Origin of the sequence: Pseudomonas sp. RC3H12 (assembly GCF_018596375.1) — a bacterium.
Classification (GTDB): Bacteria; Pseudomonadota; Gammaproteobacteria; order Pseudomonadales; family Pseudomonadaceae; genus Aquipseudomonas.
The window spans coordinates 5,675,061-5,701,813 of sequence record NZ_CP075595.1 but is presented as its reverse complement, the minus strand read 5'-3'; the positions used below and the strand labels follow the sequence as shown (position 1 = coordinate 5,701,813).

19 protein-coding genes and 1 pseudogene are annotated in these 26,753 nt (G+C 64.3%); 8 read left to right on the top strand and 12 right to left on the bottom strand.

Annotated elements, in window-relative coordinates; all coding sequences use genetic code 11:
* Nucleotides 1-76: 76 nt before the first annotated feature.
* Nucleotides 77-2,515, bottom strand: coding sequence for a Lon protease family protein (locus KHO27_RS25805; RefSeq protein WP_110702501.1), 2,439 nt, complete (start codon nt 2,513-2,515; stop codon nt 77-79).
* A 254-nt stretch (nt 2,516-2,769) separates the two neighbouring features.
* On the opposite strand from KHO27_RS25805, the gene KHO27_RS25800 reads away from it, so the two are divergent.
* The 4 genes from KHO27_RS25800 to KHO27_RS25785 all read left to right on the top strand — a co-directional run bounded on the left by KHO27_RS25800 (nt 2,770) and on the right by KHO27_RS25785 (nt 6,222).
* Entirely contained in the window at nt 2,770-3,258 is a 489-nt protein-coding gene (locus tag KHO27_RS25800; protein ID WP_023630569.1) for a DUF3015 domain-containing protein, read from the top strand.
* 78 nt (nt 3,259-3,336) lie between these two features.
* Nucleotides 3,337-5,190, top strand: a complete 1,854-nt coding sequence (locus KHO27_RS25795) for an Lnb N-terminal periplasmic domain-containing protein (RefSeq protein ID WP_214500977.1) — start codon at nt 3,337-3,339, stop codon at nt 5,188-5,190.
* A 115-nt stretch (nt 5,191-5,305) separates the two neighbouring features.
* Nucleotides 5,306-5,659, top strand: coding sequence for a hypothetical protein (locus tag KHO27_RS25790; RefSeq protein WP_102683867.1), 354 nt, complete (start codon nt 5,306-5,308; stop codon nt 5,657-5,659).
* Nucleotides 5,660-5,727: 68 nt separating this feature from the next.
* On the top strand, nt 5,728-6,222 hold the full coding sequence (locus KHO27_RS25785) for a GreA/GreB family elongation factor (RefSeq protein ID WP_214500976.1): 495 nt from the start codon (nt 5,728-5,730) through the stop codon (nt 6,220-6,222).
* Between the two features lie 56 nt (nt 6,223-6,278).
* On the opposite strand, the gene gdhA is transcribed toward KHO27_RS25785, so the two are convergent.
* The 3 genes from gdhA to KHO27_RS25770 all read right to left on the bottom strand — a co-directional run bounded on the left by gdhA (nt 6,279) and on the right by KHO27_RS25770 (nt 10,173).
* The gene (gene gdhA / locus KHO27_RS25780; RefSeq protein ID WP_102683869.1) at nt 6,279-7,619 is read right to left on the bottom strand and encodes an NADP-specific glutamate dehydrogenase; all 1,341 of its coding nucleotides are present in this window, start codon (nt 7,617-7,619) and stop codon (nt 6,279-6,281) included.
* Nucleotides 7,620-7,909: 290 nt separating this feature from the next.
* Entirely contained in the window at nt 7,910-9,577 is a 1,668-nt protein-coding gene (gene ettA / locus KHO27_RS25775) for an energy-dependent translational throttle protein EttA (RefSeq protein WP_038707327.1), read from the bottom strand.
* Nucleotides 9,578-9,780: 203 nt separating this feature from the next.
* The gene (locus KHO27_RS25770; protein WP_110702493.1) at nt 9,781-10,173 is read right to left on the bottom strand and encodes a hypothetical protein; all 393 of its coding nucleotides are present in this window, start codon (nt 10,171-10,173) and stop codon (nt 9,781-9,783) included.
* Nucleotides 10,174-11,270: 1,097 nt separating this feature from the next.
* Here KHO27_RS25770 and KHO27_RS25765 point away from each other — a divergent pair.
* Together KHO27_RS25765 and glyA are read left to right on the top strand one after the other, a co-directional pair.
* Nucleotides 11,271-14,255 (top strand): annotated as a pseudogene (locus KHO27_RS25765) (bifunctional diguanylate cyclase/phosphodiesterase); the annotation flags it as partial.
* Between the two features lie 201 nt (nt 14,256-14,456).
* Nucleotides 14,457-15,710 carry a serine hydroxymethyltransferase gene (gene glyA / locus KHO27_RS25760; RefSeq protein ID WP_094010328.1) on the top strand — a complete coding sequence of 418 codons (1,254 nt, stop codon included), beginning with the start codon at nt 14,457-14,459 and terminating at the stop codon, nt 15,708-15,710.
* Nucleotides 15,711-15,770: 60 nt separating this feature from the next.
* On the opposite strand, the gene KHO27_RS25755 is transcribed toward glyA, so the two are convergent.
* The 5 genes from KHO27_RS25755 to KHO27_RS25735 all read right to left on the bottom strand — a co-directional run bounded on the left by KHO27_RS25755 (nt 15,771) and on the right by KHO27_RS25735 (nt 19,870).
* Nucleotides 15,771-16,070, bottom strand: a complete 300-nt coding sequence (locus KHO27_RS25755) for a helix-turn-helix domain-containing protein (protein ID WP_094010329.1) — start codon at nt 16,068-16,070, stop codon at nt 15,771-15,773.
* Nucleotides 16,067-16,423 carry a type II toxin-antitoxin system RelE/ParE family toxin gene (locus KHO27_RS25750; protein WP_250888477.1) on the bottom strand — a complete coding sequence of 119 codons (357 nt, stop codon included), beginning with the start codon at nt 16,421-16,423 and terminating at the stop codon, nt 16,067-16,069. The genes KHO27_RS25755 and KHO27_RS25750 overlap by 4 nt, the downstream gene beginning before the upstream one ends.
* A 113-nt stretch (nt 16,424-16,536) precedes the next feature.
* Nucleotides 16,537-17,514, bottom strand: a complete 978-nt coding sequence (gene yjiA, locus KHO27_RS25745) for a GTPase (RefSeq protein WP_110702489.1) — start codon at nt 17,512-17,514, stop codon at nt 16,537-16,539.
* Nucleotides 17,515-17,592: 78 nt separating this feature from the next.
* Nucleotides 17,593-17,790: a YbdD/YjiX family protein gene (locus KHO27_RS25740; protein WP_214500974.1), complete on the bottom strand. Its 198-nt coding sequence runs from the start codon at nt 17,788-17,790 to the stop codon at nt 17,593-17,595.
* A gap of 13 nt (nt 17,791-17,803) precedes the next feature.
* Nucleotides 17,804-19,870 carry a carbon starvation CstA family protein gene (locus tag KHO27_RS25735; protein ID WP_046857199.1) on the bottom strand — a complete coding sequence of 689 codons (2,067 nt, stop codon included), beginning with the start codon at nt 19,868-19,870 and terminating at the stop codon, nt 17,804-17,806.
* Between the two features lie 164 nt (nt 19,871-20,034).
* Between KHO27_RS25735 and KHO27_RS25730 the strand changes: the two genes are divergently transcribed.
* Both KHO27_RS25730 and KHO27_RS25725 read left to right on the top strand, forming a co-directional pair.
* A complete protein-coding gene (locus tag KHO27_RS25730) occupies nt 20,035-20,403 on the top strand; it encodes a PilZ domain-containing protein (RefSeq protein ID WP_214500973.1) in 369 nt (122 codons plus the stop codon).
* Between the two features lie 261 nt (nt 20,404-20,664).
* Nucleotides 20,665-22,182 carry a nucleobase:cation symporter-2 family protein gene (locus KHO27_RS25725; protein WP_023630301.1) on the top strand — a complete coding sequence of 506 codons (1,518 nt, stop codon included), beginning with the start codon at nt 20,665-20,667 and terminating at the stop codon, nt 22,180-22,182.
* A 99-nt stretch (nt 22,183-22,281) separates the two neighbouring features.
* Here KHO27_RS25725 and KHO27_RS25720 read toward each other — a convergent pair whose 3' ends face one another.
* Genes KHO27_RS25720 through KHO27_RS25710 form a run of 3 tightly spaced genes read right to left on the bottom strand, consistent with a single transcriptional unit; the run spans nt 22,282 to nt 26,721 of the window.
* Complete coding sequence (locus KHO27_RS25720) at nt 22,282-23,619, bottom strand: TolC family outer membrane protein (protein ID WP_111533394.1); 1,338 nt, start codon at nt 23,617-23,619, stop codon at nt 22,282-22,284.
* Between the two features lie 5 nt (nt 23,620-23,624).
* Nucleotides 23,625-24,956, bottom strand: coding sequence for an HlyD family type I secretion periplasmic adaptor subunit (locus KHO27_RS25715; protein WP_110702485.1), 1,332 nt, complete (start codon nt 24,954-24,956; stop codon nt 23,625-23,627).
* Between the two features lie 4 nt (nt 24,957-24,960).
* On the bottom strand, nt 24,961-26,721 hold the full coding sequence (locus KHO27_RS25710) for a type I secretion system permease/ATPase (protein ID WP_214500972.1): 1,761 nt from the start codon (nt 26,719-26,721) through the stop codon (nt 24,961-24,963).
* Nucleotides 26,722-26,753: the final 32 nt, after the last annotated feature.

The following is a 26,753-nucleotide window of genomic DNA, read 5'->3' as shown; positions in this document are numbered from 1 at the left end:
TGTAGCCGAGCCGAGGCAAAAGTTGGAAAACTGGCGCTGAACGGTAGCACTTAGCCTCCAGCGCCAGTTTATTGACTTAAGCGGGCTTGGCCTGGGCGATGACCTCCTCCAGGCGCTCTTTCTCGGCTTCCTTGATTTCTTCTTCGCTGATCATTTCGGCAATCACCCGCAAGCGCTCGACCACCCGGGCGTTGACACTGCCCTCGGCGAACTCGCCCTTGTCATCCATCTCACCAGCCTCCTCGCCAACCAGCAGGCTCAAGGCTTCGTCGGCCTGGCTTACGGCATAGACATGGAAGCGACCGGCCTCGACCGCCTGCACCACCCGCTCATCGAGCATCAGCGTAGCGACGTTGGCACGCGGGATGATCACCCCTTGCTCACCGGTCAGGCCACGGGCTTCGCAAAGACGGAAGAAGCCTTCGATCTTCTCGTTGACCCCACCGACCGCCTGCACCTCGCCAAACTGGTTGATCGAACCGGTAATGGCGAAACACTGCTTGAGCGGGGTGCGCGACAACGCCGAGATCAGCGTGCACGCCTCCCCCAGCGAGGCGCTGTCACCATCGACGTAGCCGTAGGACTGCTCCAACGCGATGCTCGCCGAGATCGCCAGGGGGAATTCCTGGGCATAGCGACTGCCCAGGTAGCCGGTGAGGATCATCACACCCTTGGAGTGGATCGGCTGCCCCAGGTTGACCTCGCGCTCGATGTCGACGATGCCGCTGCCGCCCGGGTAGACGGTGGCGGAAATCCGCGCCGGCATGCCGAACGCCGAATCTCCGACCTCGAGCACGGTCAAGCCGTTGCACTTGCCGATTGCCGCACCTTCGGTGTCGATCAGGATGATCCCGGCGAGCATGTCGTCGAGCACCCGCTGCGACACCCGTCCGGTGCGCTGGGCCTTGGCCTTGAGGGCCCGCTCGATGTGGCCGGCGTCGGTCATGCTCTCGCTGGCCAGCTGGCGGATGAAGTCGGCCTCGCTGACCAGCTGGAACAGGTCGCCGATACGGGCCGACAAGCGCGACTGGTTCTCGGCCAGGCGCGCGCTGTAGGTGGCCAGACGCGCCACCGCATCGCTGGTCAGCGGCGCCATGCCTTCCTCGTTGGTGCGGGTGCGCAGCAACTGGGCGAACTGCTCCAGGTTCTCGTCGACCATGGGCATGTCTTCATCGAAGTCCACCAACACCCGGAACATCTCCTGGAAATCCGGGTCATGGTCCTGCAGCGCGTAGTACAGCTGGCGCGAGCCGATGATCACCAGCTTGACGCTGAGCGGGATCACCTGCGGCGTCAGGCTCACGGTGGCGACACGACCCAGTTCGCCCAGCGGCGACTCCATCTTCAGTTTGCGCGACTGCAAGGCACGCTTGAGCGCGTCCCAGACAAAGGGCTCGCCGAGCATCTTCTCGGCTTCAAGAATCAGGAAGCCGCCATTGGCGCGGTGCAACGCACCGGCGCGAAGCTGGCGATAGGAGGTGTACAGCGCCCCCTGGTCGGTGCTGTATTCGATGCGACCGAATAGGTTGTCGTAGGTAGGATGCGGCTCGAACACCACCGGAGCTCCACCTTTGCCCGGGTGGCCGACCACCAGGTTGGGCGCGTACTGCTCCTCGAGCATCTTGCGCGCCACCGCGTCGGTCTTGCTGTCATCGACCAGTTGCTCGACCACGGTGCGCAGCAGGTTCAATTGCAGCGATTGCAGGTAGGCGCACACCGCTGCGTTTTCCGCGTACTTTTCCGACAGCGGCGCCAGCAGCGGCTGCAGGGCGAGGGTGATGGTCTCCTCGTTGAGCTGGCGCAACTGGTTGTTCGATTCGCGTTTCCATTGCGGCAGGCTGGAGAGCTCCTCGTTCAGGCGCTCCTCGAGTTCGGCGATATCGTCGTGGAAGCGCTCGCGCAACTCCTCAGGCAGTTGGGCGAATTCGGCTTCGTCCAGCGCCTTGCCATCGGCCATGGGGGTAAAGGCGACATTGCTGCTGTCGCGGTACAACGCCACGTCCTTCTCCAGCGAAGCACGCTCGATCACATCCAGCGCCCGGTCATAGCGCTGGTTGAAGGCGCGGTCGATGGCGCTCTTCTTCTGCTGGTAGGAAGGGTGCTCGAACACGGCCGGGAACGTGGCCAACAGGTTGTCGATCAGGCCGTTCATGTCGGCGAGGAACGCCTGGGCGCTGCCAGCCGGAAGTTCCAGCGCGCGTGGCTCGCGGGAGTCCTCGAAGTTGTTGACGTACAGCCAGTCGGCCGGGGTGTGCTGGCGCTTGCCCTCGGCCTTGAGGTAACGCTTGACGAAGGAGAACCGGCCTGTGCCGGGCTCGCCCATCACATACACGTTGTAACCGGGGCGCGGCATCGCCACGCCGAACTGCAGGGCCTCGACGGCACGCTCCTGGCCCAGCACACCACGAAACGGCTCCAGATCGTCGGTATTGGAAAAAGCAAACTGTTCAGCGGAGAAACGCCGGGTCAGGGCTTCTGGCGCGAGACGCAGGCGCGAGGCGACAGGATCGGGCATTGGGTTTCCTTACTTCGGCGGGGCGGATGAAAGGCATTCTGGCGCTGCCAGCGCGCAGCGGCAAGGCTCCGTGGGACTTTATGTCACAGCCCAAGCCAGGCAATCACGCAAGCAATTTTTCGCAATAAACAACGCAACCTTTGGATCGTGCCTAAACTCCAAGCTGCGCAGGGGGATGGAAATCCTCCCGCCCTGGCAACCGCGTTGCCAGAACCCTGACCATTGGTACGTCACTTGAGAAAGAGAACAACGCTATGAAACGGATTCTTCTGGGTACTCTGTTCGCCGCTGTCTCGATCAACGCCATGGCCGAAGCGCCAGGCGGCCCGAACTGCGGCTGGGGCAACCTGCTGTTCGAGGGCCAGCGCGGCACGCCGGCCCACTTCCTGGCCTCCACCACCAACGGCACCTCCGGCAACGCAACCTTCGGCATGACCTCGGGCACCAACGGCTGCTCGACCAAAGCCGCACTCACCTATGGCGGCAAATCCTGGTTCGCCATGAACGGCATGATGAACGAGCTCTCCGAAGACATGGCCCAGGGCCAGGGCGAAGCCCTGACCACCTATGCCGTGGTCCTCGGTGTGGCGCCTGAAGACCGCGCGCATTTCGCCGCTGTCACCCACGAGCACTTCCAGCAGATCTTCAGCAGCGCCGACGTGACTGCCGAGACTGTCCATTCCAACACCCTGGCGGTGCTCAAGAGCGACCCGCAACTGGCCAAGTACGCCACCGAGGCCTGAGTACCACGCCTCCCGCCCCGGTACCGGGGCGGGTTTGGCGCTTCACCTTCCGGCATCATCAGGATGTAGTTGCCCGACATGCTCAAACGCCTCGCTTCCCTGGCGCTGATTGTCAGCGCACCGCTTCATGCCACCCCACAGCTTGACCCGGCCCGCGTCCAGCAGTTGGCGGCCACGCCCTACTGGATCGCCCTCGGACACTACGAGACTGCCAAGCTTGGCGGTTGGCGCAGCTATGTGGACGACCCGCGCTTCTTTCTCGCCGAGGATGGCGCGCACCACCCGGATCAGGAGCTGCAGGCCACGGTCGCCGCGCTGTATGCCCCGGCCAGCCTGGGCGACAAGCACGCCCAGTGCGTGTTCCCCGCGCGGACCCGCTGGCTGCGCGAACAACTGGCCCTCACCGATCTGCCGAGCCCGGCCTGCCAGGAATTCGATACCTGGTACAAGTCGATCGACCCGCACAGCGCGGCGCTGATCTTCCCGGCGGCCTATCTCAACAGCCCGTCGTCGATGTTCGGCCATACGCTGCTGCGCATCGACCAGTCCAATACCCGGCGTGACGACACCACGCTGCTGAGCTACGCGATCAACTTCGGCGCCTACATCGAGGGCAGCGACAACAGCATCCTCTATGCCTGGAAAGGCCTGATGGGCGGCTATCCCGGGCTGTTCGCGATGATGCCCTACCAGGAAAAGCTGTCCGAGTACCGCAGCCTGGAAAACCGCGACCTGTGGGAGTACCAGCTGGACCTGACGCCCGAAGAGACCGGGCGCATGGTCGAGCATGTGTGGGAACTCAAGCAGATCAAGTTCGACTATTTCTTCTTCGACGAGAACTGCTCCTATCGTCTGCTGGAGCTGTTGCAGGTGGCACGCCCCAGCCTGGACCTGACCTCGCAGTTCCCGCTGACCGCCATCCCTACCGACACCGTGAAGGCGGTGAAACAGTCCGGGCTGGTGGCGGACGTGCGCTACCGCCCGTCCCGCGAGCGTGAACTGCTGGCCCGTGCCGAGCCGCTGGACCATGAAGAAAAGCAGCAGGTGCTGGCCATCAGCGCCGACACCGCGCAGTTGCAAAGCCCCTCTTTCACCGCCCTGCCCCGCGACCGCCAGGCGCTGGTGCAGGATGCCGCCTATCGCCTGGAACGCTACCGCGCCAATGGCCAGGAACGTGATCCGGCCCAGGCCGGCCGCAGCTATGAACTGCTCAGGGCGATCAACCGCAACCCGCCGCCGCCATTGCAGATCGAGCGGCCCGGCCTGCCGGAGGACGGCCACCAGTCGCGCACCTGGCAACTGGGGGTGGGTACCCGCGAGGACCGCGCCTACGCCGAGTATGGCCTGCGCATGGCGTACCACGACCTCAACGACAACATGGACAGTTTCCCCCTCGGCGCGCAGATCGAGATCCTGCAACTCAAGCTGCGCCAATACGAGGGCAACGACTGGCAGGTACAACGCCTGGACCTGGCCACCATCCGCTCGCTGACACCGCGCAACGAACTGCTCAAGCCCTGGTCGTGGCAGGTCGCCGGTGGCCTGGAACGCGTGCCGGGCAAGCATGACGACGAGGTGCTGGTCAGCCATGTCAACGGCGGCGCCGGCGGCACCTGGCAACTGGGTGACGACTTGCTGGGCTTTGCCCTGGGCACGGTGCGGGTCGAGCATCACAACGACTTCGCCGAATTCATCTCGCCCGCCGCCGGGTTCAACGGCGGGCTGTTGTGGCGCAACCCGCTGGGCAACCTGACGCTTGAGGCAAAGGGTGATTATTTCACCAACGGCGAAGTGCGGCGCAGCGTGAGCCTGAACCAGCAGTGGGAGATCAGCCGCGACCTGGGCTTGCGGTTGAGTGCCTCGCGACAGTTCAGCCACCTGGCCACGGCGCAGAACGAGGTGATGCTGGAGTTGAAGTGGTATCAGTACTGAGCACCTGGGCCGCTTTGCGGTCCCAGTCCCGGTGCAATCCTTCGACAGCGTTTTGACATCGTGCCAACAATTCCCGACCTAGACTTTGCGGTATCAATCCGAGGGTCCTGTGGTCATGTCGCGGTATTGGTTAGGCTTGTGCTTCTTGCTGCTGGCGGGTTGCGAAACCACCCATGAACAGATGGTCAACCAGGGCTACCCGCCCGCCTACGCCGACGGCTTTCAGGACGGTTGCAGCAGCGGTCGCCAGGCCGCCGGGCTGATGGCCGGGGACTTTCGCAAGGATGTCCCGCGCTACCTGCACAACCGCCAGTACGAAAGCGGCTGGGACGACGGCTTTCGCCAGTGTCACGCCATGCAGTCCAACGAAGACCTGCGCGAGTATCGCGAACGCTATTGGGACGAGCGTGACCGCGACTGGCAGCAAGAGAAGGATCAAGGCGCCGCACGCGCCTATCGCCGCAATTGACGTCGCAAACGGACAACTATTGAAACCCGCAGCCTGCCACCATGGTCTCCAGCACAAGGAGGCCAACCATGAGCCGAGCATTCGTCAATGAAGACCAGGCCGCCGCCCAGGCCAGCCAGCCGGTCGAGCGCCTGGTCAGCGATCAGCCCAACTACGTCACCGCCAACGGCCTGGCACAGTTGCAGCAGCGAGTGGCCGTGCTCAATGCATTGCGCGCCGAGCTGCAGGCCGAGGGCGATGCCGACAAGCAGCGGCTGGCCGATACCGAGCGCGACCTGCGCTATTTCACCGCCCGGGTACAGAGCGCGCAGGTGGTACCTGCTGCAACGTCCACGGAGAAAGTGCAGATCGGCAGCCTGGTGCGGTTCGTCGATGAGCATGACCAGGAGCATCAGGTGCAACTGGTGGGCGAGGATCAGGCCGATGCCGCCCAGGGGTTGGTCAACTGGGGCTCGCCGCTGGGGCGGGCGCTTCTGGGGGCCGGGCCTGGGGATGAAGTGTTGTGGCGACGGCCGGCGGGGGACCAGATGATCGAGGTGCTGGCCATTCTGGGTGAGTGCTGAAATCACCGCAGCCGCTTCGCGCCCCTTTCGGCGCGAAGCGGCCCCAAGTTATCGAATCAGACCACGCCCTGGGCCAGCATCGCGTCAGCTACCTTGACGAAGCCGGCGATGTTGGCGCCCTTGACGTAGTTGATGCTGCCATCGGCCTCTTCGCCATAGTGCACGCAGGCATGGTGGATCGACTGCATGATGTGGTGCAGCTTGCTGTCCACCTCCCCGGCCGTCCACAGCAGGCGCATGGCGTTCTGCGACATCTCCAGGCCAGACACGGCCACGCCGCCGGCATTGGACGCCTTGCCCGGCGCGTAGAGAATGCCGGCCTCGATGAAGATATCCACAGCCTCCAGGGTGGTCGGCATGTTGGCCCCTTCGGCTACGCAGATGCAGCCATTGCGCAACAGGGTACGGGCGTCTTCGGCGCCCAGTTCGTTCTGCGTCGCGCACGGCAGGGCGATATCGCATGCCAGGCTCCAGGGTGTCTGGCCTTTGCGGAACTCCAGGCCGAACTGCTCGGCCAGCTCGCTGATGCGGCCGCGCTTGACGTTCTTCAGCTCCATCACGGCCTCCCACTGGGCGTCGGTCAGGCCGGCTTCGGCGTACAGCGTGCCTTCGGAATCGGACAGCGAGATCACCTTGCCGCCCAGGTCCATGACCTTGCGCGCTGCGTACTGGGCGACGTTACCGGAACCTGAGATCGCCACGCGACGACCGTCGATGCGCTGGTCGCGGCGCTTGAGCATCTCTTCGGCGAAGTACACGCAGCCGTAGCCGGTGGCCTCCGGGCGGATCAGGCTGCCGCCATAGGTCATGCCCTTGCCGGTCAGCACCGAAGTGAACTGGTTGGCCAGGCGCTTGTACTGGCCGAACAGGAAGCCGATCTCACGGGCACCGACGCCGATGTCACCCGCTGGCACATCCAGGTCGGCGCCAATGTGGCGGTACAGCTCGCTCATGAACGCCTGGCAGAAGCGCATCACTTCGGCGTCGCTCTTGCCCTTCGGGTCGAAGTCCGAGCCGCCTTTGCCGCCGCCCATGGGCAGCGAGGTCAGCGAGTTCTTGAACACCTGCTCGAAGGCCAGGAACTTGAGCACGCCCAGGTTGACCGACGGGTGGAAGCGCAGGCCGCCCTTGTACGGGCCGATGGCGCTGCTCATCTGGATGCGGTAGCCGCGGTTGACCTGGACCTTGCCCTGGTCATCGACCCACGACACACGGAACAGCACGGCGCGCTCGGGTTCGACCATGCGTTCGAGAATGCCTGCCTGCAGGTAGTGAGGGTTGGCTTCTAGGAAAGGCCACAGGCTGCGCAGCACCTCCTCCACGGCCTGGTGGAATTCGGGCTGGGCCGGGTCGCGTTGTTGCAGTCGGGCCAGGAAATCGTCGACAGATTCGATCATGGTAGACATCTCACCAAGAGAGGGATTGTTTTTGGTTTTTTCGGGAATGTACCAAGAACCAATCGCACTGGAACAGGGCGCAATGTCGTTTTTATGAAATTAATTGGTGCGTTTTCTATAACTGTATACAAGTTTTCTGGGCGTACTTGTGAGAGAAAACCCGCTCCTCGATCTCCTGTAACGTCGCAATCGCGGGGCAAGCCCGCTCCCACGCAGCCCTCCTCATCCCTGAAAGCCAGGCACAAAAATGGGGCCCCTGAGGGCCCCATCGTTGTGCAGCGAAAACCGGCTTACTGGGCCAGTTTCTTGTGACGCACGCGGTGCGGCTGGGCAGCAGCATCGCCCAGGCGCTTCTTGCGATCGGCTTCGTACTCGGTGTAGTTGCCTTCGAAGAACACCACGCTTGAGTCGTCTTCGTACGCCAGGATGTGAGTGGCCACACGGTCCAGGAACCAACGGTCGTGGGAAATCACGATGGCGGCGCCCGGGAAGTCCAGCAGGGCTTCCTCCAGCGAACGCAGGGTTTCGACGTCGAGGTCGTTGGACGGTTCGTCGAGCAGCAGGACGTTACCGCCCTCCTTCAGGGTCAGGGCCAGGTGCAGGCGGCCACGCTCACCACCGGAGAGGTCCTTGACGAACTTCTGCTGGTCGCCGCCCTTGAAGTTGAAGCGGCCGACGTAGGTGCGCGACGGGATCTCGTAGCTGCCGATGCGGATCTGGTCGGAGCCGTCGGAGATCTGCTGGAACACGGTCTTGCTGCCGTCCAGGTCCTCGCGGCTCTGGTCGACGCAGGCCAGCTGCACGGTTTCACCGATCTCGATGCTGCCCGAGTCCGGCTGCTCCTTGCCCATCAGCATGCGGAACAGGGTCGATTTACCGGCACCGTTACCACCGATCACGCCAACGATGGCGCCCTTGGGCATGGCGAACGACAGGTTGTCGATCAGCACGCGATCACCGTAGCCCTTGGTGACGTTCTTGAACTCGATGACCTTGTCGCCCAGGCGCGGACCTGCCGGGATGTAGATCTCGTTGGTCTCGCTGCGCTTCTGGAATTCCTGCGACTGCATCTCTTCGAAGCGCTGCAGACGGGCCTTGGACTTGGACTGGCGGGCCTTGGCGCCTTTGCGCACCCACTCCAGTTCCTCTTTCATGGCCTTCTCGTGGGCGCTCTGCTGCTTGGATTCCTGCGCCAGACGGTCCGACTTGGCTTCCAGCCAGCCCGAATAGTTGCCTTCGTACGGGATGCCGGCGCCGCGGTCCAGCTCGAGGATCCAGCCGGCGACGTTGTCGAGGAAGTAACGGTCGTGGGTGATCGCCACCACGGTGCCGGGGAAGTCGTGCAGGAAGCGCTCCAGCCAGGCTACCGAGTCGGCGTCCAGGTGGTTGGTCGGTTCGTCCAGCAGCAGCATGTCGGGGGCCGACAGCAGCAGACGGCACAGGGCCACGCGGCGCTTCTCGCCACCGGACAGGTGCTCGATCTTCGCCTCCCAAGCCGGCAGGCGCAGGGCATCGGCGGCGACGTCCAGCTGGCGCTCGAGGTTGTGGCCGTCGGCGGCCTGCAGGATGGCCTCGAGCTTGGCCTGTTCAGCGGCCAGCTTGTCGAAGTCGGCATCCGGGTCGGCATAGGCGGCGTAAACCTCGTCCAGGCGAGCCTGGGCGTCCTTGATCACGCTGACCGCTTCCTCGACCACTTCACGCACGGTCTTGCTCGGATCCAGCTGCGGCTCCTGGGGCAGGTAGCCGACGTTGATGTCGGGCATCGGACGGGCTTCGCCGTCGAATTCCTTGTCGACGCCCGCCATGATCCGCAGCAGGGTCGATTTACCAGCGCCGTTCAGGCCCAGCACGCCGATCTTGGCACCTGGGAAGAACGACAGGGAAATGTTCTTGAGAATTTCCCGCTTCGGCGGCACGACCTTGCTCAGCCGATGCATGGTGTAGACGTATTGAGCCAAAACCAAGCCCTCTATCAGATAGGTAAAGACACGCGCCCCGGCATTGGCCAGGGGATGTGATTACGGGGTCATTGAACAAAGTGGGCCATTCTACGCCAAGTCGCGGCGTTGCACAGATGAGGTAGATGGCGGGACCGCTCGGCGGCCTTCGCGGGGCAAGCCCGCACCCACGCCGGCACGGGTGGGGCGGGCTTGGCGCGGGCTCAGACGTGCGACTGCCTGGCCTTGCCACGTGGCAGGCGGCAACGGTCCGACTGCTCGGCCAGGCGTGCGGCCCAGGCGGACTTGACGCTGAAGCCGCCACTGCGGGCAGGTTTGCCAGCCGGCTTGCTCACGGCCTTGGCAGGCGCGGCAGTGGGCTTGGCGGCGGGTTGAGCGGCAACCTGTGCGACCGGCTCGGCGGCAGCCTTGGCCGATTTGCGCAATTCGGCCAGCGACGGCGTCTTGTTGGCACTGGCGGCAGCCGCGTCCGGCTTGGCCAGCGAGCGCTGGCAGGTCTTGCAGGATACGTCCTCGGCCACGGCAGTGCTGACCAGCGTCTCACTGCTACGCCCGCAGGCGGAATCGAGGCCATTGGTGGAATAGTGGGTAACCAAAACCGTACATCTCCGATGCGTTGACTATGAAGCGGGCGGCATTCTCGCACAGGTTGCAGGGACTTGCCGAACCGGCATGACCAGCTGCCGCCCGGCATCGGACATGCGGACTGGCACTTTGCCATATTTGAAGGCATGCTAGTCGGCTTCCCGCATGCGTCTTATAGTGCGCCCAGCAACCACGGCACGGGCCGTGCATGCCGCGAGAACGCAACCCCTGCCATCGTCAGCCCAATCGCAGGACCCAACGCTTGACCAATCTCACGCAACCGTCATCCCTGCGTCCTGCCGATTCCACGGCCGGCACACACCTGCGTGGCTCGCTCAAGGGGGCTTTGGCCCTGCTCGCCCTGGTTCTGCTGGGTCTGCTGCTATGGCAACTGTTCGCCCAGTTCCGCCATACCCAGGACGACCTGCGCCAGCAAAGCCTGGCCACCAGCGCAGAACTGGCCGACCACCTGAGCCTGAACATGGCGCTCAAGGCCCAGCAATCGTTGAACCTGGTCCAGCCCTACGTCAAACCTCCGGCGCCTGCCGCCCTGCCAAGCCTGCTCGCCACCTTGCAGGCCCGCCTGCCGGCCCTGCGCGACCTGGCCTGGCTTGACGCCACCGGGCAGGTGCGCAGTGACACCCTCGCTGGCTCACCCGACCGTCAGCTGATTGACGACCTGTTGCAACTGAACCAGGGCCGTGCATTTTTCTATGGCAACGATGCCGACAATCAGCGGGTCTACCTGCTGCTGCGCCAGCCGACCGAGCAAGACCGCGGCTACTGGTTGCTGCGCCTGAGCCCCGACTACTACCAGGAGCTGACCCGTCATCTTGACGGCCCCACCCATCCCTTGTGGCTGCTGGAAAACAGCCGCAGCGGCGCGGTCATCGAGCGCCATGGGGACCGGCAGACCAGCGAAGAGCCTCTGCAAAGCGTGATGCTTGCCTTCATCGACAACAGCACCTGGCAACTGCGTGGCCTGTTCGATGCCGGCCTGGCCCGCGACAGGCTGCTCCCGGCGCTGCTCGGCAAATGCGTGCTGGTGCTGTTCTGCGCACTGCTGCCGGTGCTGGCGCTGATCAACATGCGCCGCCGCCAACGCGCCTTGCAGGAAGACCGCCGGCGTTACCAGGAAATCTTCGAGGGCACCGGCGTGGCCCTGTGCGTGCTCGATCTTTCGAGCCTGCCGGGGCAACTCGACCGCTACCACCTGCGCAACCGCGCCGCGCTCAAGCAGAGCCTGGCCCTGGACACCAAGCTGCGCCGCTCGCTGCTCACGGAGCTGAAGATCACCGAGATCAACCAGGTGGCCCGCCAACTGCTCAACGTCGACTGCCACGAAGGCGCCCGGCAGCGCCTGATCGATGGCAGTGGCGACGGCCGCGACAGTGTCGGCATGCAGTTGATCGACGCGTTGATCGAAGAGCGCCCGCAGCTCGAACTGGAGGTGCGCCTGCCGGCCCCGCTGGGCGGCGAACTGCACTTGTGGCTGATGGCCCGCCTGCCACAGCAGCGTCGCGACTACCAGGCAGTGATCCTGAGCATCAGCGACATCACCAGCCGCAAGCAGGTGGAGCTGTCGCTGCTCGAACGCGAGGGCTTCTGGTCGGACGTGGTACGCACCGTGCCCGACCAACTCTACGTGCAGGACGTTGACAGCCAGCGGATGATCTTCAGCAACCGCCACCTTGGCCAGACCCTGGGTTACGACCGCGCGGAACTGGCGCAGATGGGCGACCGCTTCTGGGAGATGCTCCTGCATCCCGGCGACGCCGAGCACTACCGCGACCTGCGCCAGCAGCAGCGTGACACCGGCTACGGCCAGTCACTGCACTGCCAGCTGCGCTTCCGCCACCGCGATGGCGGCTGGCGTTGCTACGACATCCGCGAGCAGGTGCTGACCCGCGACAGTGAAGGCCTGGTCACGCGCATCATCGGCGTGGGCAAGGATGTCACCGTGCAGATCGAGGCCAGCGAGTCCCTGCGCGACAGCGAACAGCGCTACCGCATGCTCGCCGAGAGCATCAGCGACGTGATCTTCTCCACCGACAGCCAGCTGCAGCTCAACTATGTCAGCCCTTCGGTGCAGGCGGTGCTGGGCTACCAGGCCGACTGGATCTTCGCCAACGGCTGGCAGTCGATCATTGCCAACCCGGCCCAGCTCAGCGGTGTCTACAACCTGCTCGAGCGCGTCAGCCAGGTGCTGGACGACAGCACGCAATTGGCCCAGTTACGCAGCACCCTGCCCACGCAGTTGTTCCTGTTCGACTGCCTGCGCGCCGACGGCCGCAAGATCCCCATCGAGCTGCGCCTGGTGCTGGTGTGGGACGAACACGAGCGCTTCGAGGGGGTGCTCGGCGTGGGCCGCGACATCAGCCAGCAACGCCGGGCCGAAAAAGACCTGCGCATGGCCGCGACCGTGTTCGAGCACTCCACCTCGGCGATCCTCATCACCGACCCGGCCGGCTATATCGTCCAGGCTAACGAAGCGTTCACCCGCGTCAGCGGCTATGCCGTGGCCGAGGTGCTCGACCAGCTCCCCGGCATGCTCACCGTCGAGCAGCAACAGAACGCCCAGCAAGGCTACGTGCTCAAGCAACTGAGCCAGCGCGGCAGCTGGGAAGGCGAGGTCTGGCTGAAGCGGCGCAACGGCGAGCACTATCCGGCGTGGGTAGGCATCACTGCGGTGCTCGACGATGAAGGCGACCTGGCCAGCTATGTGTGCTTCTTCACCGACATCAGCGAACGCAAGGCCAGCGAGCAGCGCATCCACCGCCTGGCCTACTACGACGCCCTCACCCACCTGCCCAACCGCACGTTGTTCCAGGACCGCCTGTACACGGCCCTGCAACAGGCCGAGCGGCAGAAGGGCTGGGTAGTGCTGATGTTCCTCGACCTCGACCGCTTCAAGCCGATCAACGACTCCCTTGGCCATGCGGCGGGCGATCGCATGCTCAAGGACATGGCCGAGCGCCTGCTGGCCTGCGTCGACGACGACGACACAGTGGCGCGCATGGGCGGCGACGAATTCACCCTGCTGCTGCAGCCCAAGGCCAGCCGCGAGCAGGCGCTCAACCGCGCCATCCATGTCGCCGAGCACATCCTCGACGGGCTGGTCACTCCGTTCGTCCTGGAAAACCGCGAATTCTTCGTCACCGCCAGTATCGGCATCGCCCTGAGCCCCCAGGATGGCAGCGAGCTCAGCCAGCTGATGAAGAACGCCGACACGGCCATGTACCACGCCAAGGAGCGCGGCAAGAACAACTTCCAGTTCTACCAGGCGGACATGAACGCCAGCGCCCTGGAGCGCCTGGAGCTGGAGAGCGACCTGCGCCATGCCCTGGAGCAGAACGAGTTCATCCTCTATTACCAGCCGCAGTTCAGCGGCGACGGCAAACGCCTGACCGGAGCCGAGGCGCTGCTGCGCTGGCGTCACCCAACCCGCGGCCTGGTGCCGCCGGGCGACTTCATCCCGGTGATCGAGGAACTGGGCCTGGTGGTCGACGTCGGTGACTGGGTGCTGCGCGAGGCCTCGCGCCAGCTCAAGGCCTGGCACCAGCAGAAAGTGCGGGTACCCAAGGTGTCGGTGAACATTTCCGCCCGGCAGTTCTCCGACGGCCAGCTGGGCACGCGCATCGCCACCATCCTCGATGAAACCGGGCTGCCGCCAGCGTGCCTGGAGCTGGAACTGACCGAAAGCATCCTGATGCGCGAGGTCAACGAGGCCATGCAGATCCTCGACAGCCTGAAGAACCTGGGCCTGAGCATCGCGGTCGACGACTTCGGCACCGGCTACTCGTCGCTCAACTACCTCAAGCAGTTCCCCATCGACGTGCTGAAGATCGACCGTACCTTCGTCGATGGCCTGCCCGAAGGCGAGCAGGACGCGCAGATCGCCCGGGCGATCATTGCCATGGCCCACAGCCTCAACCTCGCGGTAATCGCCGAAGGGGTTGAGACCCACGAGCAGCTGGAGTTCCTGCGCGAGCACGGTTGCGACGAGGTGCAGGGCTACCTGTTCGGCCGGCCTATGCCGGCCAACCAGTTCGAGGCACAGTTCAGCAACGAGACGTTGTTCATGTTCCAGTAGTCGCTGCGCGGGCCCTTCGCCCCCACGCAGACCTCTTAACAGCCTGGAAAAAACCGGACCTAGAAGTCAACTCCAGCCCAGTCGCCACGCGGCCTGCAACATGAAGCCCATTGGTCCGCGACTTGATGCCACTTCATATGCCAGCGGCGAATCAATCGGTTAGAATGCTCCCCCAATTCTGCCCGATCCTTGAGGACCGCCATGTTCAGCCGTGATTTGACCATTGCCAAGTACGACGCCGAGCTCTTCGAAGCCATGCAGCAAGAAGCCCTGCGCCAGGAAGAGCATATCGAGCTGATCGCTTCGGAAAACTACACCAGCCCGGCGGTCATGGAGGCCCAGGGTTCGGTTCTGACCAACAAGTACGCCGAAGGCTACCCAGGCAAGCGCTACTACGGTGGTTGCGAGTACGTCGACGTCGTCGAGCAACTGGCCATCGACCGTGCCAAGGAGCTGTTCGGCGCCGACTACGCCAACGTACAGCCGCACGCCGGTTCCCAGGCCAACGCCGCCGTCTACCTGGCCCTGCTGTCGGCCGGTGACACTATCCTGGGCATGAGCCTGGCCCACGGCGGCCACCTGACCCACGGTGCCAGCGTTTCCTCCTCGGGCAAGCTGTACAACGCCATCCAGTACGGCATCGACGCCAACGGCCTGATCGACTACGACGAAGTCGAGCGCCTGGCTGTCGAGCACAAGCCGAAGATGATCGTTGCCGGCTTCTCCGCCTACTCGCAAGTGCTGGATTTCCCACGCTTCCGCGAAATCGCCGACAAGGTCGGTGCCTACCTGTTCGTCGACATGGCCCACGTGGCCGGCCTGGTCGCCGCTGGCGTATACCCGAACCCTGTACCGTTCGCCGACGTGGTCACCACCACCACCCACAAGACCCTGCGCGGTCCACGTGGCGGCCTGATCCTGGCCCGTGCCAACGCCGACATCGAGAAGAAGCTGAACTCCGCCGTCTTCCCGGGCGCCCAAGGCGGCCCGCTGGAGCACGTCATCGCCGCCAAGGCGATCTGCTTCAAGGAAGCCCTGCAGCCTGAGTTCAAGGCCTACCAGCAGCAGGTCGTGAAAAACGCCCAGGCCATGGCCAGCGTGTTCATTGAGCGTGGCTTCGACGTCGTCTCCGGCGGCACCGAGAACCACCTGTTCCTGCTGTCGCTGATCAAGCAGGAAATCTCCGGTAAGGACGCCGACGCCGCCCTGGGCAAGGCCTTCATCACCGTCAACAAGAACTCGGTGCCGAACGACCCACGTTCGCCGTTCGTCACTTCGGGCCTGCGTTTCGGCACCCCAGCCGTCACCACCCGTGGCTTCAAGGAAGCCGAGTGCCGCGAACTGGCCGGCTGGATCTGCGACATCCTGGCCGACCTGAACAACGAAGCGGTGATCGACGCCGTACGTGAGAAGGTCAAGGCCATCTGCAAGAAGCTGCCGGTGTACGGCAACTGATTGGCAGACGCCTGAAATGAAGAAGCCCGGCCTTGTGCCGGGCTTTTTCATGTTTGTGCTTCATCGGGCTGGTGCGACATCCGGTACGAGACGTATTTCCACGCGCTGCCCCAAGGCCCTGGCTGCGCTGGCCAGTGTTGCCAAGGTCATGCCAGCGTCAGTCTGATCCAAGGCTCGATCGACCGCCGCCCGGCTGGTGTGCATACGCTCGGCCAAGGCCTTCTTGCTGATCTTTTGCTGCTTCATCGCCTGCGTCAGTTGCCAGGCGATCACCCGTTTCAGCGCAGCCGCCGTGACCTCTTCGAGGATGCCCTCTTCGGCGAGAAAATCATCGAAGTTCGAACCGATATGCGGGTTCATGTAGTTGACCTCCGTAAGCTGGCCTTGCGTTGCCTGGCCAGAGCCAGATCTGCTGAAGGCGTTTTCTGGCTTTTCTTGATGAATCCATGGAGCATGAACATCACTCCATCCATGATCGTGAACAGTACACGGGCAACGACATGCCCCATGTCGATACGGATTTCCCAAAGCCCGTGCTCCAGCTTTCTGACCAAGGGCATGCCAAGTGGCCATCCCAACTGAACGGTCTTGATTTCCATGCCAATCAGATAGCGTTCTTCACGTGCCAAGCCCTTTAGCCACTCCCTCACGGGCTCATTACCCAACGCACTACGGAAGAACTGCACATTTAGTTTTAGATCCGACGCGGCCAAGTGTACCAAAAAAAGTACCTCCTGCAAGCGGCCACCTCGACTGGCCTGATCGCTGAAACGAGGCCAAAAAAATGCCGCCTTACGGCGGCATCGAACAGTCGGCTGTATCTCAATCAGGCGTGGCTCAAAGCTTCGAAACCAGACCGAATCCTTTCTTCCGGCAGCTCATCGGCAATGAACACCATCACGCTTTCCCGCAGCTCGCCTTCCTTCCACTCGGCGTCCCAGTCGAAGCCGTACAGCTTCAGCACTCCCTGGAACACCAAACGGCGATCTTCACCTGCGATATTCAACACGCCCTTGTAGCGCAACAGCTGCTTGCCGTGCTGCTCCAGCAGCTCGTTCATGAAGTCGCTGAGCCGATCGATATCCAACGGCGTTTCGGTGCGCAGCACCAGCGTCGAAATGCGATCCGGGGTGGCGGGTTTGAGGACCGGGCGCAAGCTGGGCCCGGGGCTGATGCCCAGGTCCGGGTTGAGGTTGAACCCCCGCACATCGAGCAGCTCGGCCAAGTCGATACGCCCATGCTCGACCACGCGGATCGCCGCCCGGCCATTGATGCGCGCCAGGCGCTCGCGCAGGGCATCGACCACCTGCGGCTCGACCAGATCGGTCTTGCTCAGCAGCAGGCGGTCGGCAAAGCCGACCTGGGCCTGGGCGATGGCCTGGGTCAGGTGCAGTTCGGCGTGGGCGGTGTCGACCAGGGTGATGATGCCATCGAGGATATAGCGCTCGCGCAGCTCTTCGTCGATGAAGAAGCTCTGTGCCACGGGTGCAGGGTCGGCGAGGCCCGTGCACTCGATCACCAGGCGATCGAAGGCGATCTCGCCGGCGTCCAGGCGTTCGAGCAGCAGGTACAGGGCACGGGTCAGGTCACCATGGATACTGCAGCACACGCAGCCGTTGGCCAGGGTCATCACCTGCACCGGTTCATCGCCCAGCAGTTGGCTGTCGATGCCTGCCTCGCTGAACTCGTTCTCGATCACGGCGAGCCTCAGGCCGTGCTCGGCCTTGAGCATGTGCTTGAGCAGTGTGGTCTTGCCGGCACCAAGAAAGCCGGTCAGCACGGTAACGGGAATCGGCGTTTGCACGCGGTTGTCTCCTGCAGCTGAAAATGAAAGTGGGAGCCCGGTTGCCCGGGCTCCCACTGGTTCATGCGTGTCGCGGGTTCAACAGCACTTGGGCCCGGACTTGCCACCATAACGCGCTTCCTGGCGCTCGCGGAAGAACGACTCGTAGCTCATCACCGGCTTGTCCGGGTGCTTGGTCTGCATGTGCTCGACATAGTTGTCGTAATCGGGCATGCCGACCATCAGGCGGGCGGCCTGCCCCAGGTACTTGCCCAGTCGACCCAGGTCGTTGAACATCGCGGCATTCCTCTCAAGCGTCAGGCAAAGCCTGGAACGGGGTTTCCTTGTCGCTGCGCTCCTTGCGGCCCCAGGCGGCATAACCGACCTTGAGGGCGAAGAACAGGATGCTGAACACCACCACCAGGAACAGGATCGTCAGGCCGGCGTTGGTGTAGGCGTTGAAGATCACATGCTGCATCTGGCCGATGTCCTTGGCAGGCGCCAGCACCTGGCCGGCGTCCAGCGCGGTGCTGTACTTCTTGGCCAGGGCCAGGAAGCCCACAGCCGGGTTCGGGTCGAACAGCTTGATCAGGCCCGCGGCGGTGGTACAGATCAGCAGCCATACCGCAGGTACCAGGGTGACCCAGATGTAGCGCTGACGCTTCATCTTGATCAGTACCACGGTGCCAAGCATCAGGGCGATACCGGCCAGCATCTGGTTGGAGATACCGAACAGCGGCCACAAGGTGTTGATACCCCCCAGCGGATCGATCACGCCTTGATACAGCAGGTAACCCCACATTGCCACGCAACCGGCGGTAGCGAGCAGGTTGGCACCCCACGACTCGGTGCGTTTGAGTGCCGGGACGAAGCTGCCCAGCAGGTCCTGCAGCATGAAACGCCCGGCACGGGTACCGGCATCTACTGCGGTGAGGATGAACAGTGCCTCGAACAGAATGGCGAAGTGGTACCAGAACGCCATGGTGTTCTCGCCCGGCAACACCTGGTGCAGGATCTGCGCGATACCTACCGCCAGTGTCGGCGCGCCACCGGCACGGGCGAGGATGGTGTGCTCGCCGATGTCGCGGGCGGTGGCCTCCAGTTGCTCGGGGGTAATCATGAAGCCCCAGCTGCTGACGGTCTGCGCCACCGAAGCGACGTCGGCGCCGACCACTGCGGCCGGGCTGTTCATGGCGAAGTACACGCCCGGCTCGATCACCGAAGCGGCAACCATGGCCATGATGGCGACGAACGACTCCATCAGCATGCCGCCGTAGCCGATGTAACGGGCGTTGGTTTCGTTGTCCAGCAGCTTGGGCGTGGTCCCCGAGGAGATCAGCGCGTGGAAGCCGGACACCGCGCCGCAGGCGATGGTGATGAACAGGAACGGGAACAGGGTGCCCTTCCAGACCGGGCCGGTACCGTCGGTGAACTGGGTCAGCGCCGGCATCTTCAGCTCGGGCGCGATGATCAGGATACCGATGGCCAGGCCGACGATCGTGCCGATCTTGAGGAAGGTCGACAGGTAGTCGCGCGGCGCCAGGACCAGCCATACCGGCAGCACGGCGGCGACGAAACCGTAGCCCACGAGCATCCAGGTGATCTGCACGCCAGTGAAGGTGAACGCCGGGCCCCACACCGGATCCGCGGCGATCTGGCCCCCCAGCCAGATCGACAGCAGCAGCAGGACCACGCCGACGATGGAGATTTCACCGATGCGGCCCGGGCGGATGTAGCGCATGTAGATGCCCATGAACATCGCGATCGGGATGGTCGCGATGACCGTGAACATGCCCCACGGGCTCTCGGCCAGGGCCTTGACCACGATCAGCGCGAGCACCGCGAGGATGATGATCATGATCAGGAAACAACCGAACAGGGCGATGGTGCCGGGGATGCGGCCCATCTCCTCACGGACCATGTCGCCCAGCGAGCGGCCGTTGCGACGGGTGGAGAGGAACAGGACCATGAAATCCTGCACCGCGCCGGCCAGCACCACGCCGGCGATCAGCCACAGCGTGCCGGGCAGGTAGCCCATCTGCGCGGCGAGCACCGGGCCCACGAGCGGGCCCGCGCCGGCGATGGCGGCGAAGTGGTGGCCGAAGAGGATGTGCTTGTTGGTCGGGACGTAGTCCAGGCCATCGTTGTTGAGTACAGCGGGCGTGGCCCGGCGAGGATCGAGTTGCATCACCTTGGTGGCGATGAACAGGCTGTAGTAACGGTAGGCAACCAAGTAGATGGCCACTGCCGCGACGACGATCCACAAGGCATTGATCGCCTCACCGCGACGCAGGGCGACCACACCCAGCGCGCAGGCCCCTATGACTGCCAGCGCCAGCCACGGAATGTGGCGTAGCAGGCTATTATTGTTGTTCATGGTTTACTTCCAGCTGGTGGATTGGAAAGACCGCCCATCGAGTCTAGGGCCAGTCAAGACGCATTGCCACACTTGCTTTGGTCTAGAGCCTCTGCGGCCAGATTGCCGTACCTGATGCACATACCAAACTCACTATAGTCAGGATGTCACCCGGAGAAACCACCATGAACGCCCACGACGAACGCCGCCGCTTCCAGCGCATCGCCTTCGATGCCCCTACCGAACTGCGCCAGGGCGAACGTCGCTGGCTGGTGAAACTCCTGGACCTGTCGCTTAAGGGCTTGCTGGTAGAGCGCCCAAGCCCCTGGGATGCCGACCCCACCCAGGACTTCGACGCGATCATCCACCTCAACGACAAGAAAACCCAGGTCAGGATGCAGGTCGAACTGCGCCACGACGAGTCCACCCGCCTGGGTTTTATCTGCCTGTTCATAGATGTCGATTCGATGACTCATCTGCACCGCCTTGTGGAATTGAACCTGGCAGACAGCACCGAAATGATGCGTGAGCTGCGCGAACTCATCGAAGATTGATATCTCTTAGCCTGCTAATGATCTGGCTGTGGCGGCTTTCTTGTCCAGCCAGACAGCTTTCCTGCCTTTACCAGCCTCTTTGTACACACCTCTCTGGAACAGTCTCTCGCAGGTTGGAACGTAATGTGCATCCAGGTTTCAGGCACCTTGGACGCACCCGTTACGGCGCTACAATCAAAACTTTGTATACAATTTTAGTGGCAATTATTTGCACTAGTTGTCTACAGTAGCGACACAACAATAAACAGAGAGCCTGCTCCAATGACCACGTCCCCCAGCACGTCTCCCGCCCCGCGCCCCGAGGACGAAAACCTCGGCCTCGGCGCCAACCTGGCCTACGGGCTGCAGCATGTCCTGACCATGTATGGAGGGATCGTCGCCGTACCCCTGATCCTTGGCCAGGCCGCCGGCCTGGCACCGGCGGAGATCGGCCTGCTGATCGCTGCCTCGTTGTTCGCCGGTGGCCTTGCGACATTGCTGCAGACCCTTGGGCTGCCGTTCTTCGGCTGCCAGCTGCCATTGGTCCAGGGCGTATCGTTCGCGGGCGTGGCGACCATGGGCGCGATTCTCGGCAGCCAGGGCGGCGGTGGCCTGCCGGCGGTGCTGGGCGCGGTAATGGCAGCCTCGTTGATCGGCTTCCTGATTACTCCGGTGTTCTCGCGTATCACCAAGTTCTTCCCGCCCCTGGTGACCGGCATCGTCATCACCACCATCGGCCTCACCCTGATGCCCGTCGCGGCCCGCTGGGTGATGGGCGGCAACAGCGCATCGCCAGAGTTCGGCAGCATGGCCAACATCGGCCTGGCGGCACTGACCTTCGCCATCGTCCTGCTGCTGAGCAAGCTGGGCAGCGCGAGCATTTCGCGCCTGTCGATCCTGCTGGCGATGGTCGCCGGCACATTGATCGCCTGGTCGCTGGGCATGGCTGATTTCAGCAAGGTCACCGAAGGCCCGATCTTCGCCTTCCCCACCCCGTTCCACTTTGGCATGCCGACGTTCCACATCGCCGCGATCCTGTCGATGTGCATCGTGATCATGGTGACCCTGGTGGAAACCTCGGCGGACATCCTGGCGGTCGGTGAGATCATCGACACCAAGGTCGACTCCAAGCGCCTGGGCAACGGCCTGCGCGCCGACATGGCATCGAGTATCCTGGCGCCGATCTTCGGCTCGTTCACCCAGAGCGCCTTCGCCCAGAACGTGGGCCTGGTGGCAGTGACCGGCGTGAAGAGCCGCTATGTGGTGGCCACCGGCGGCGTGATCCTGGTGGTGCTTGGCCTGCTGCCGATCATGGGCCGGGTGATTGCGGCAGTGCCTACCCCGGTACTCGGCGGCGCCGGTATCGTGCTGTTTGGCACCGTGGCCGCCAGCGGCATCCGCACCCTGTCGAAAGTCAGCTACAAGAACAACGTCAACCTGATCATCGTCGCCGCCTCGCTGGGCTTCGGTATGATCCCGATCGCGGCGCCGAACTTCTACCACAGCTTCCCCAGCTGGTTCGAAACCATCTTCCACTCCGGCATCAGCTCGGCGGCGATCATGGCAATTCTGCTGAACCTGATGTTCAACCACTTCACCACCGGCAACTCGGAAAACCAGTCGGTGTTCGCCGCGGCCTACGAGCGCACCATCCAGTACTCCGATATCTCGGCCCTGCGTGATGGCGACTACTTCAAGGATGGCAAGTTGTTCGACGCCGAGGGCAACGAGGTACCGGTGCTGGAACTGGACGAGCACGGCAACGAGACGCCCAGGCGCAAGGCGGTTGCCGAACACTGATCGCTGACCAGGACGGTCATCGAGGGGAGCCGACGCGCATCGTCGGCTCCTTTTTTGTCTGAACAGATGCGTGAAAGCGAGCGCGCTACCACGATCGCCCTAGCCGTGCGCCACGAAGTACCGATTCAACACATTCAGATCACCGGCCTCCAGCACCCCCGCCAGATAGCGCAGCTGCAACCAGGCCCGCAGGTACTCATGCCGTGCCTGGGCCAGGTCGCGCCGGGCACCGAACAACTGTTGCTCGGCATCCAGTACATCGAGGTTGACCCGCTCACCGCCTTGAACACTCTTGCGCGTGGCCTGCACCAAGGCGGTGGCCGCCTTGACCGCCAGGTCGTAGGCGCGGATCTTCGCCGTGCCACTGGCGCACAGGTTGAACTGTCGACGCAACTGGTTGACCGTGTCGCGCAGTTGCGCATCCAGCTCGAAGCCCGCGGCATCACGCTGGGCCCGGGCCTGGCGCACCGACGCCGACACACCGCCACCGGCAAACAGCGGCACGTTCAGCTGCATGCCGATGCTGTCGGTGTCATAGCGCTGGTTGTAGCTGCTCTCGGAACTGGAGCTGGAAATGCCCTTGCTGGCATAGGCGCTCAACGAAGGCAGGTGCCCGGCCCGTTGCCGCTCGATGTTCTGCTCGGCGACCTCCAGCCCATGGCGCTGGCTGGCCAGCTCGGCGTTGCGGGCAACAGCCAGGTCGCGCCAGGGCTCGAAGCGTGCCGGGGTCAGGGGCTGGACGCGGAAATCACCGGTCATCGGCGCCAGGTCATCAACCTCTACCGGCTCGCCGATGATCGCCTGCAAGGCCCGCAACGCCGCATCGAGATTGTCGCCGGCCTCGATCTCCTGGGCCTGGGCCAACTCGTAGCGGGCACGGGTCTCAAGCACATCGGTGCGGGTGCCCTCGCCCCCTTTGACCAGGCGTTCGTTCAGCGTCAGTTGTTCGGCAAAGGTACGCCGCTGGGCCTGGGCCAGGGCGATCTGCTCATTGGCGAACAGCGCTTCGCTGTAGGCGCCGAACAGCCGCACCATCAACTCCTGGCCACGACCACGGTAACGTTCGTCGGCCAGCGCGGCCTGAGCCACGCCACGGCGGTAGTCACTCCAGGCGGCATAGTCGAACAGCGGCTGCTCGAGGGTCAGCGTCGAGCTGTAGCTGCGGTAATCGCGTTGGGTGGTCACGTCGCCGAACTGGCTGCGCTGGGTTACCTCCGAGTCGTTGCGGGCACGGTTGTAGCGGTACGACAGTTTTGGCAGCAGACCAGCGCGGCCGATCGCCCGGTTTTCGAGCCCCGCCTCGCGCTCGGCGATCGAGCCCTGCCAGGTCGGGTCGTTGCGCAGGGCCAGGGCATAGGCATCGCCCAGGTCCAAGGCCTGCGCCGAGAGACTGGTGAGCAGCAGAAACAGGCCTGCGAAACGCAAAGATACCGGCATTACCCTTACTCCTCCGCCAGGGCAACGTGCACCCGGTCGGCCAAAGGCTTGAACAGGTAATTGAGCATCGAGCGTTCGCCGGTGCGCACGAAGGCCTCCACCGGCATGCCGGGGCGGATATCCAGGCCCGCCAGTTGCCCCAGCCCCTGTTCGCTGACCTTGATACGTACCTGGTAGTAGGGCTGCTGGGTCTTCTCGTCCACCAGGCGGTCGGCCGAGACCAGGGTCACCTCGCCGTCCACCCGTGGCGTGGTGCTCTGGTTGAACGCGACAAACATCAGCTCCACCGGCAAGCCGGGGCGCAGGCGATCGATCATCTCCACCGAGGCCCGCGCATCGACCAGCAAAGGCGCATCGCGCGGCACGATCTCCATCAGTTGCTGGCCGCGAGCGATGACCCCGCCGTTGGTGAACACACTGAGGCCGACCACCGTACCGGCCACCGGGGCCCGCACCTGGGCATGGGCCAGCTCGAACTCGGCGCTGCGCAGGCGGTTGCCCAGGTCCTCGGCGCTCGCCTGCAGTTCGGCGAGCTGCTGGCGCACCTCGTTCTGGTACTCCTGCTGGCGCTGGCCGATACGCAGCTTCAGCTCCAGCACCTGGCGCCGGGTGCGGCCAATGTTGCCGAAGTCCTCGGCGATCGAGCCATTGACCTGGGCCAGCAGGCGCTCGCTGTCGAGCAGGCGATTGCGGGCGATGTAGCCGTCCCGGGCCAGCTCGCGCAGGCCGCGCAACTGCTCGTCCAGCGCATCGCGCTGGGCCTGCTTGCTGGCCAGCGAACCCTGCAGCCCCTGCAGCGAGGCTTCGGCACCGGCAATGCTCTCGCGCAGGCCGCCGAGCTCCATGTCCAGCGCCTGGGCCCGGCTGCCACGCAGCTGGCGCTGCCCTTCCAGCACCGTGGCGACCCAGGGGAGGTGTGCCTGGGCCTGCAGGTCTTCGGGATAGGCAAGCGTCGCCCGACCATCGCGCTCGGCCAACAGGCGCGCCTCCCCGGCGCGGGCGTTGACGTACTGCACCCGCAACGAACCGACCTGGGCCTGGGCTTGGGTCGCGTCCATGCGCAGCAGCACCTGCCCGGCGTTCACCGTGTCACCGTCACGCACCAGCAACTGTTCGATCACCCCGCCCGTGGGGTGCTGCACGGCCTGGCGGCTACCGGCGACCATCACGCTGCCGCTGACCGGCACGCCCTTGTCCAAGGGCGCCAGCGCGGCCCACAGCAGAAAGCCGCCGAAACCTGCCAGCACCAGCCAGCGGCCGACACGGCCCGGCCGGTGTTCATCGAGGCTGAGCAGGCTTGCCTCGGTCTTTTGCGTGGAGAGGGCGTGTACGCTCATGAAGTCAGGCTCTTGGCTGGCCGAACGTGACGTTCAGGCCGATGGGGTTGCGGGCGGTGGAGGGGGCGACGGGGGCGGGCCGAGCAGCCCGTTGGGCGTCCTGTAAAACCCTGGCGGTGGGACCGAAGGCTTGCAGCTGGCCGCCCTTGAGCATCAACAGGTTGTCCAGGCCGGCCAGCAGCGAGGACTTGTGGGTGATCAGGATCAGCGTGCGCTTGTGCTCGCGCAGCCTGGCAATCGCCTCGACCAGCGCCCGCTCACCGGCCTCATCGAGGTTGGAGTTGGGTTCGTCGAGCACGATCAGTGCCGGCAGACCGTATAGCGCACGTGCCAGTCCGATGCGCTGGCGCTGGCCACCGGAAAGCCCCATGCCGCCCTCCCCCAGCAGCGTGTCATAGCCATCCGGCAAGGCGAGGATCATGTCGTGCACACCCGCCAGTTGCGCCGCGGCGACGACCTGCTGGGCGTCGACAAGGCCCAGACGGGCGATGTTGTCGGCAATGCTGCCGGCAAACAGCTGCACATCCTGCGGCAGGTAGCCGATGTGCAGGCCCAGCGCGCCACGGTCCCAGGCCCGCAGATCGGCGCCATCCAGGCGTACCTTGCCACTGATCGGAGCGCTGGCGCCGACCAGCAGCCGCGCCAGGGTCGACTTGCCCGACCCGGAAGGGCCGATGATCCCCAGCGACTCGCCCGCTGGCAGCGCGAAGCCCAGGTTGTTCAGGCACAGGCGACTGTTGCCCGGCTGCGTCGCGCCTACCTGCTCGACCGTGAGCTTGCCGAGCGGTGCCGGCAGGGGCATGCCCGCCGGCCGCGGCGGTTGGGCCTGCAACAACTCGCTCAGGCGCTGATAGGCCAGGCGCGCACCGCTCCATTGGCGCCAGGCACCGATCAACTGATCGATCGGCGCCAGCACGCGGGCCATGAGGATGGAACCTGCGATCATCATCCCCGGGGAGATCAACTGTTCGATGGCCAGCCAGGCGCCCAGCCCGAGCACCAGCGACTGCAAGGCCAGGCGCACAGTCTTGGTCAGCGCGGTGACCGCCGCGGTGCGCTCGCTGCCCAGGTTCTGCTGGGCCAGAAACCCATGGTGCAAACGTGCCCAGCGCTGGCGCACGGCGCCGAGCATGCCCATGGCCTCGATCACTTCGGCATTGCGCAGGTTGGCGCTGGCCTCCAGGCCCGCCTGCTGCGACAGTTGCCCGGCTTGTGCAAACGGCGCCTGGGTCATGCGCTCGTTGAGCCACGCCAGCACCGTCAGCAACACCGCGCCCGCCAGCGCCATCAGGCCCAGCCAGGGGCTGAACATGAACATCACCCACAGGTACACCGGGAACCACGGCGCATCGAAGAAGGCGAACAACGCCTGGCCGGTGGCGAACTGGCGCAGCGCGGTCAGATCGGCGAGCATCTGCCCCGCCGCACCTTTGTGCCCGGCCAGGCTGGCCTGGTAGGCCGCCTCGAACACCCGCGGGTTGAGGTCCATGTCCATGCGCGTGCCCAGGCGGATCACCACCTGGCTGCGCAGCCACTCCAGCAGCCCCATGAAGGCGAACACCCCGAGCACCATGAGGCTGAGCATCAACAGGGTCATCTCGTTGCGCGACGACAAAACCCGGTCATAGACCTGCAGCATGTACAGCGCCGGCGCCAGCATCAGCACATTGATCACCGCGGTGAACAACGCGACGTTGCCAAGCCCGGCACGGCAGGCCTTGAGCGCCCGCAGCACTTCATTGGCCGCGGCGGGAGCAGTTCGCATTTGTTGGAAACCTCGTAGAAGGCGCCGACAGG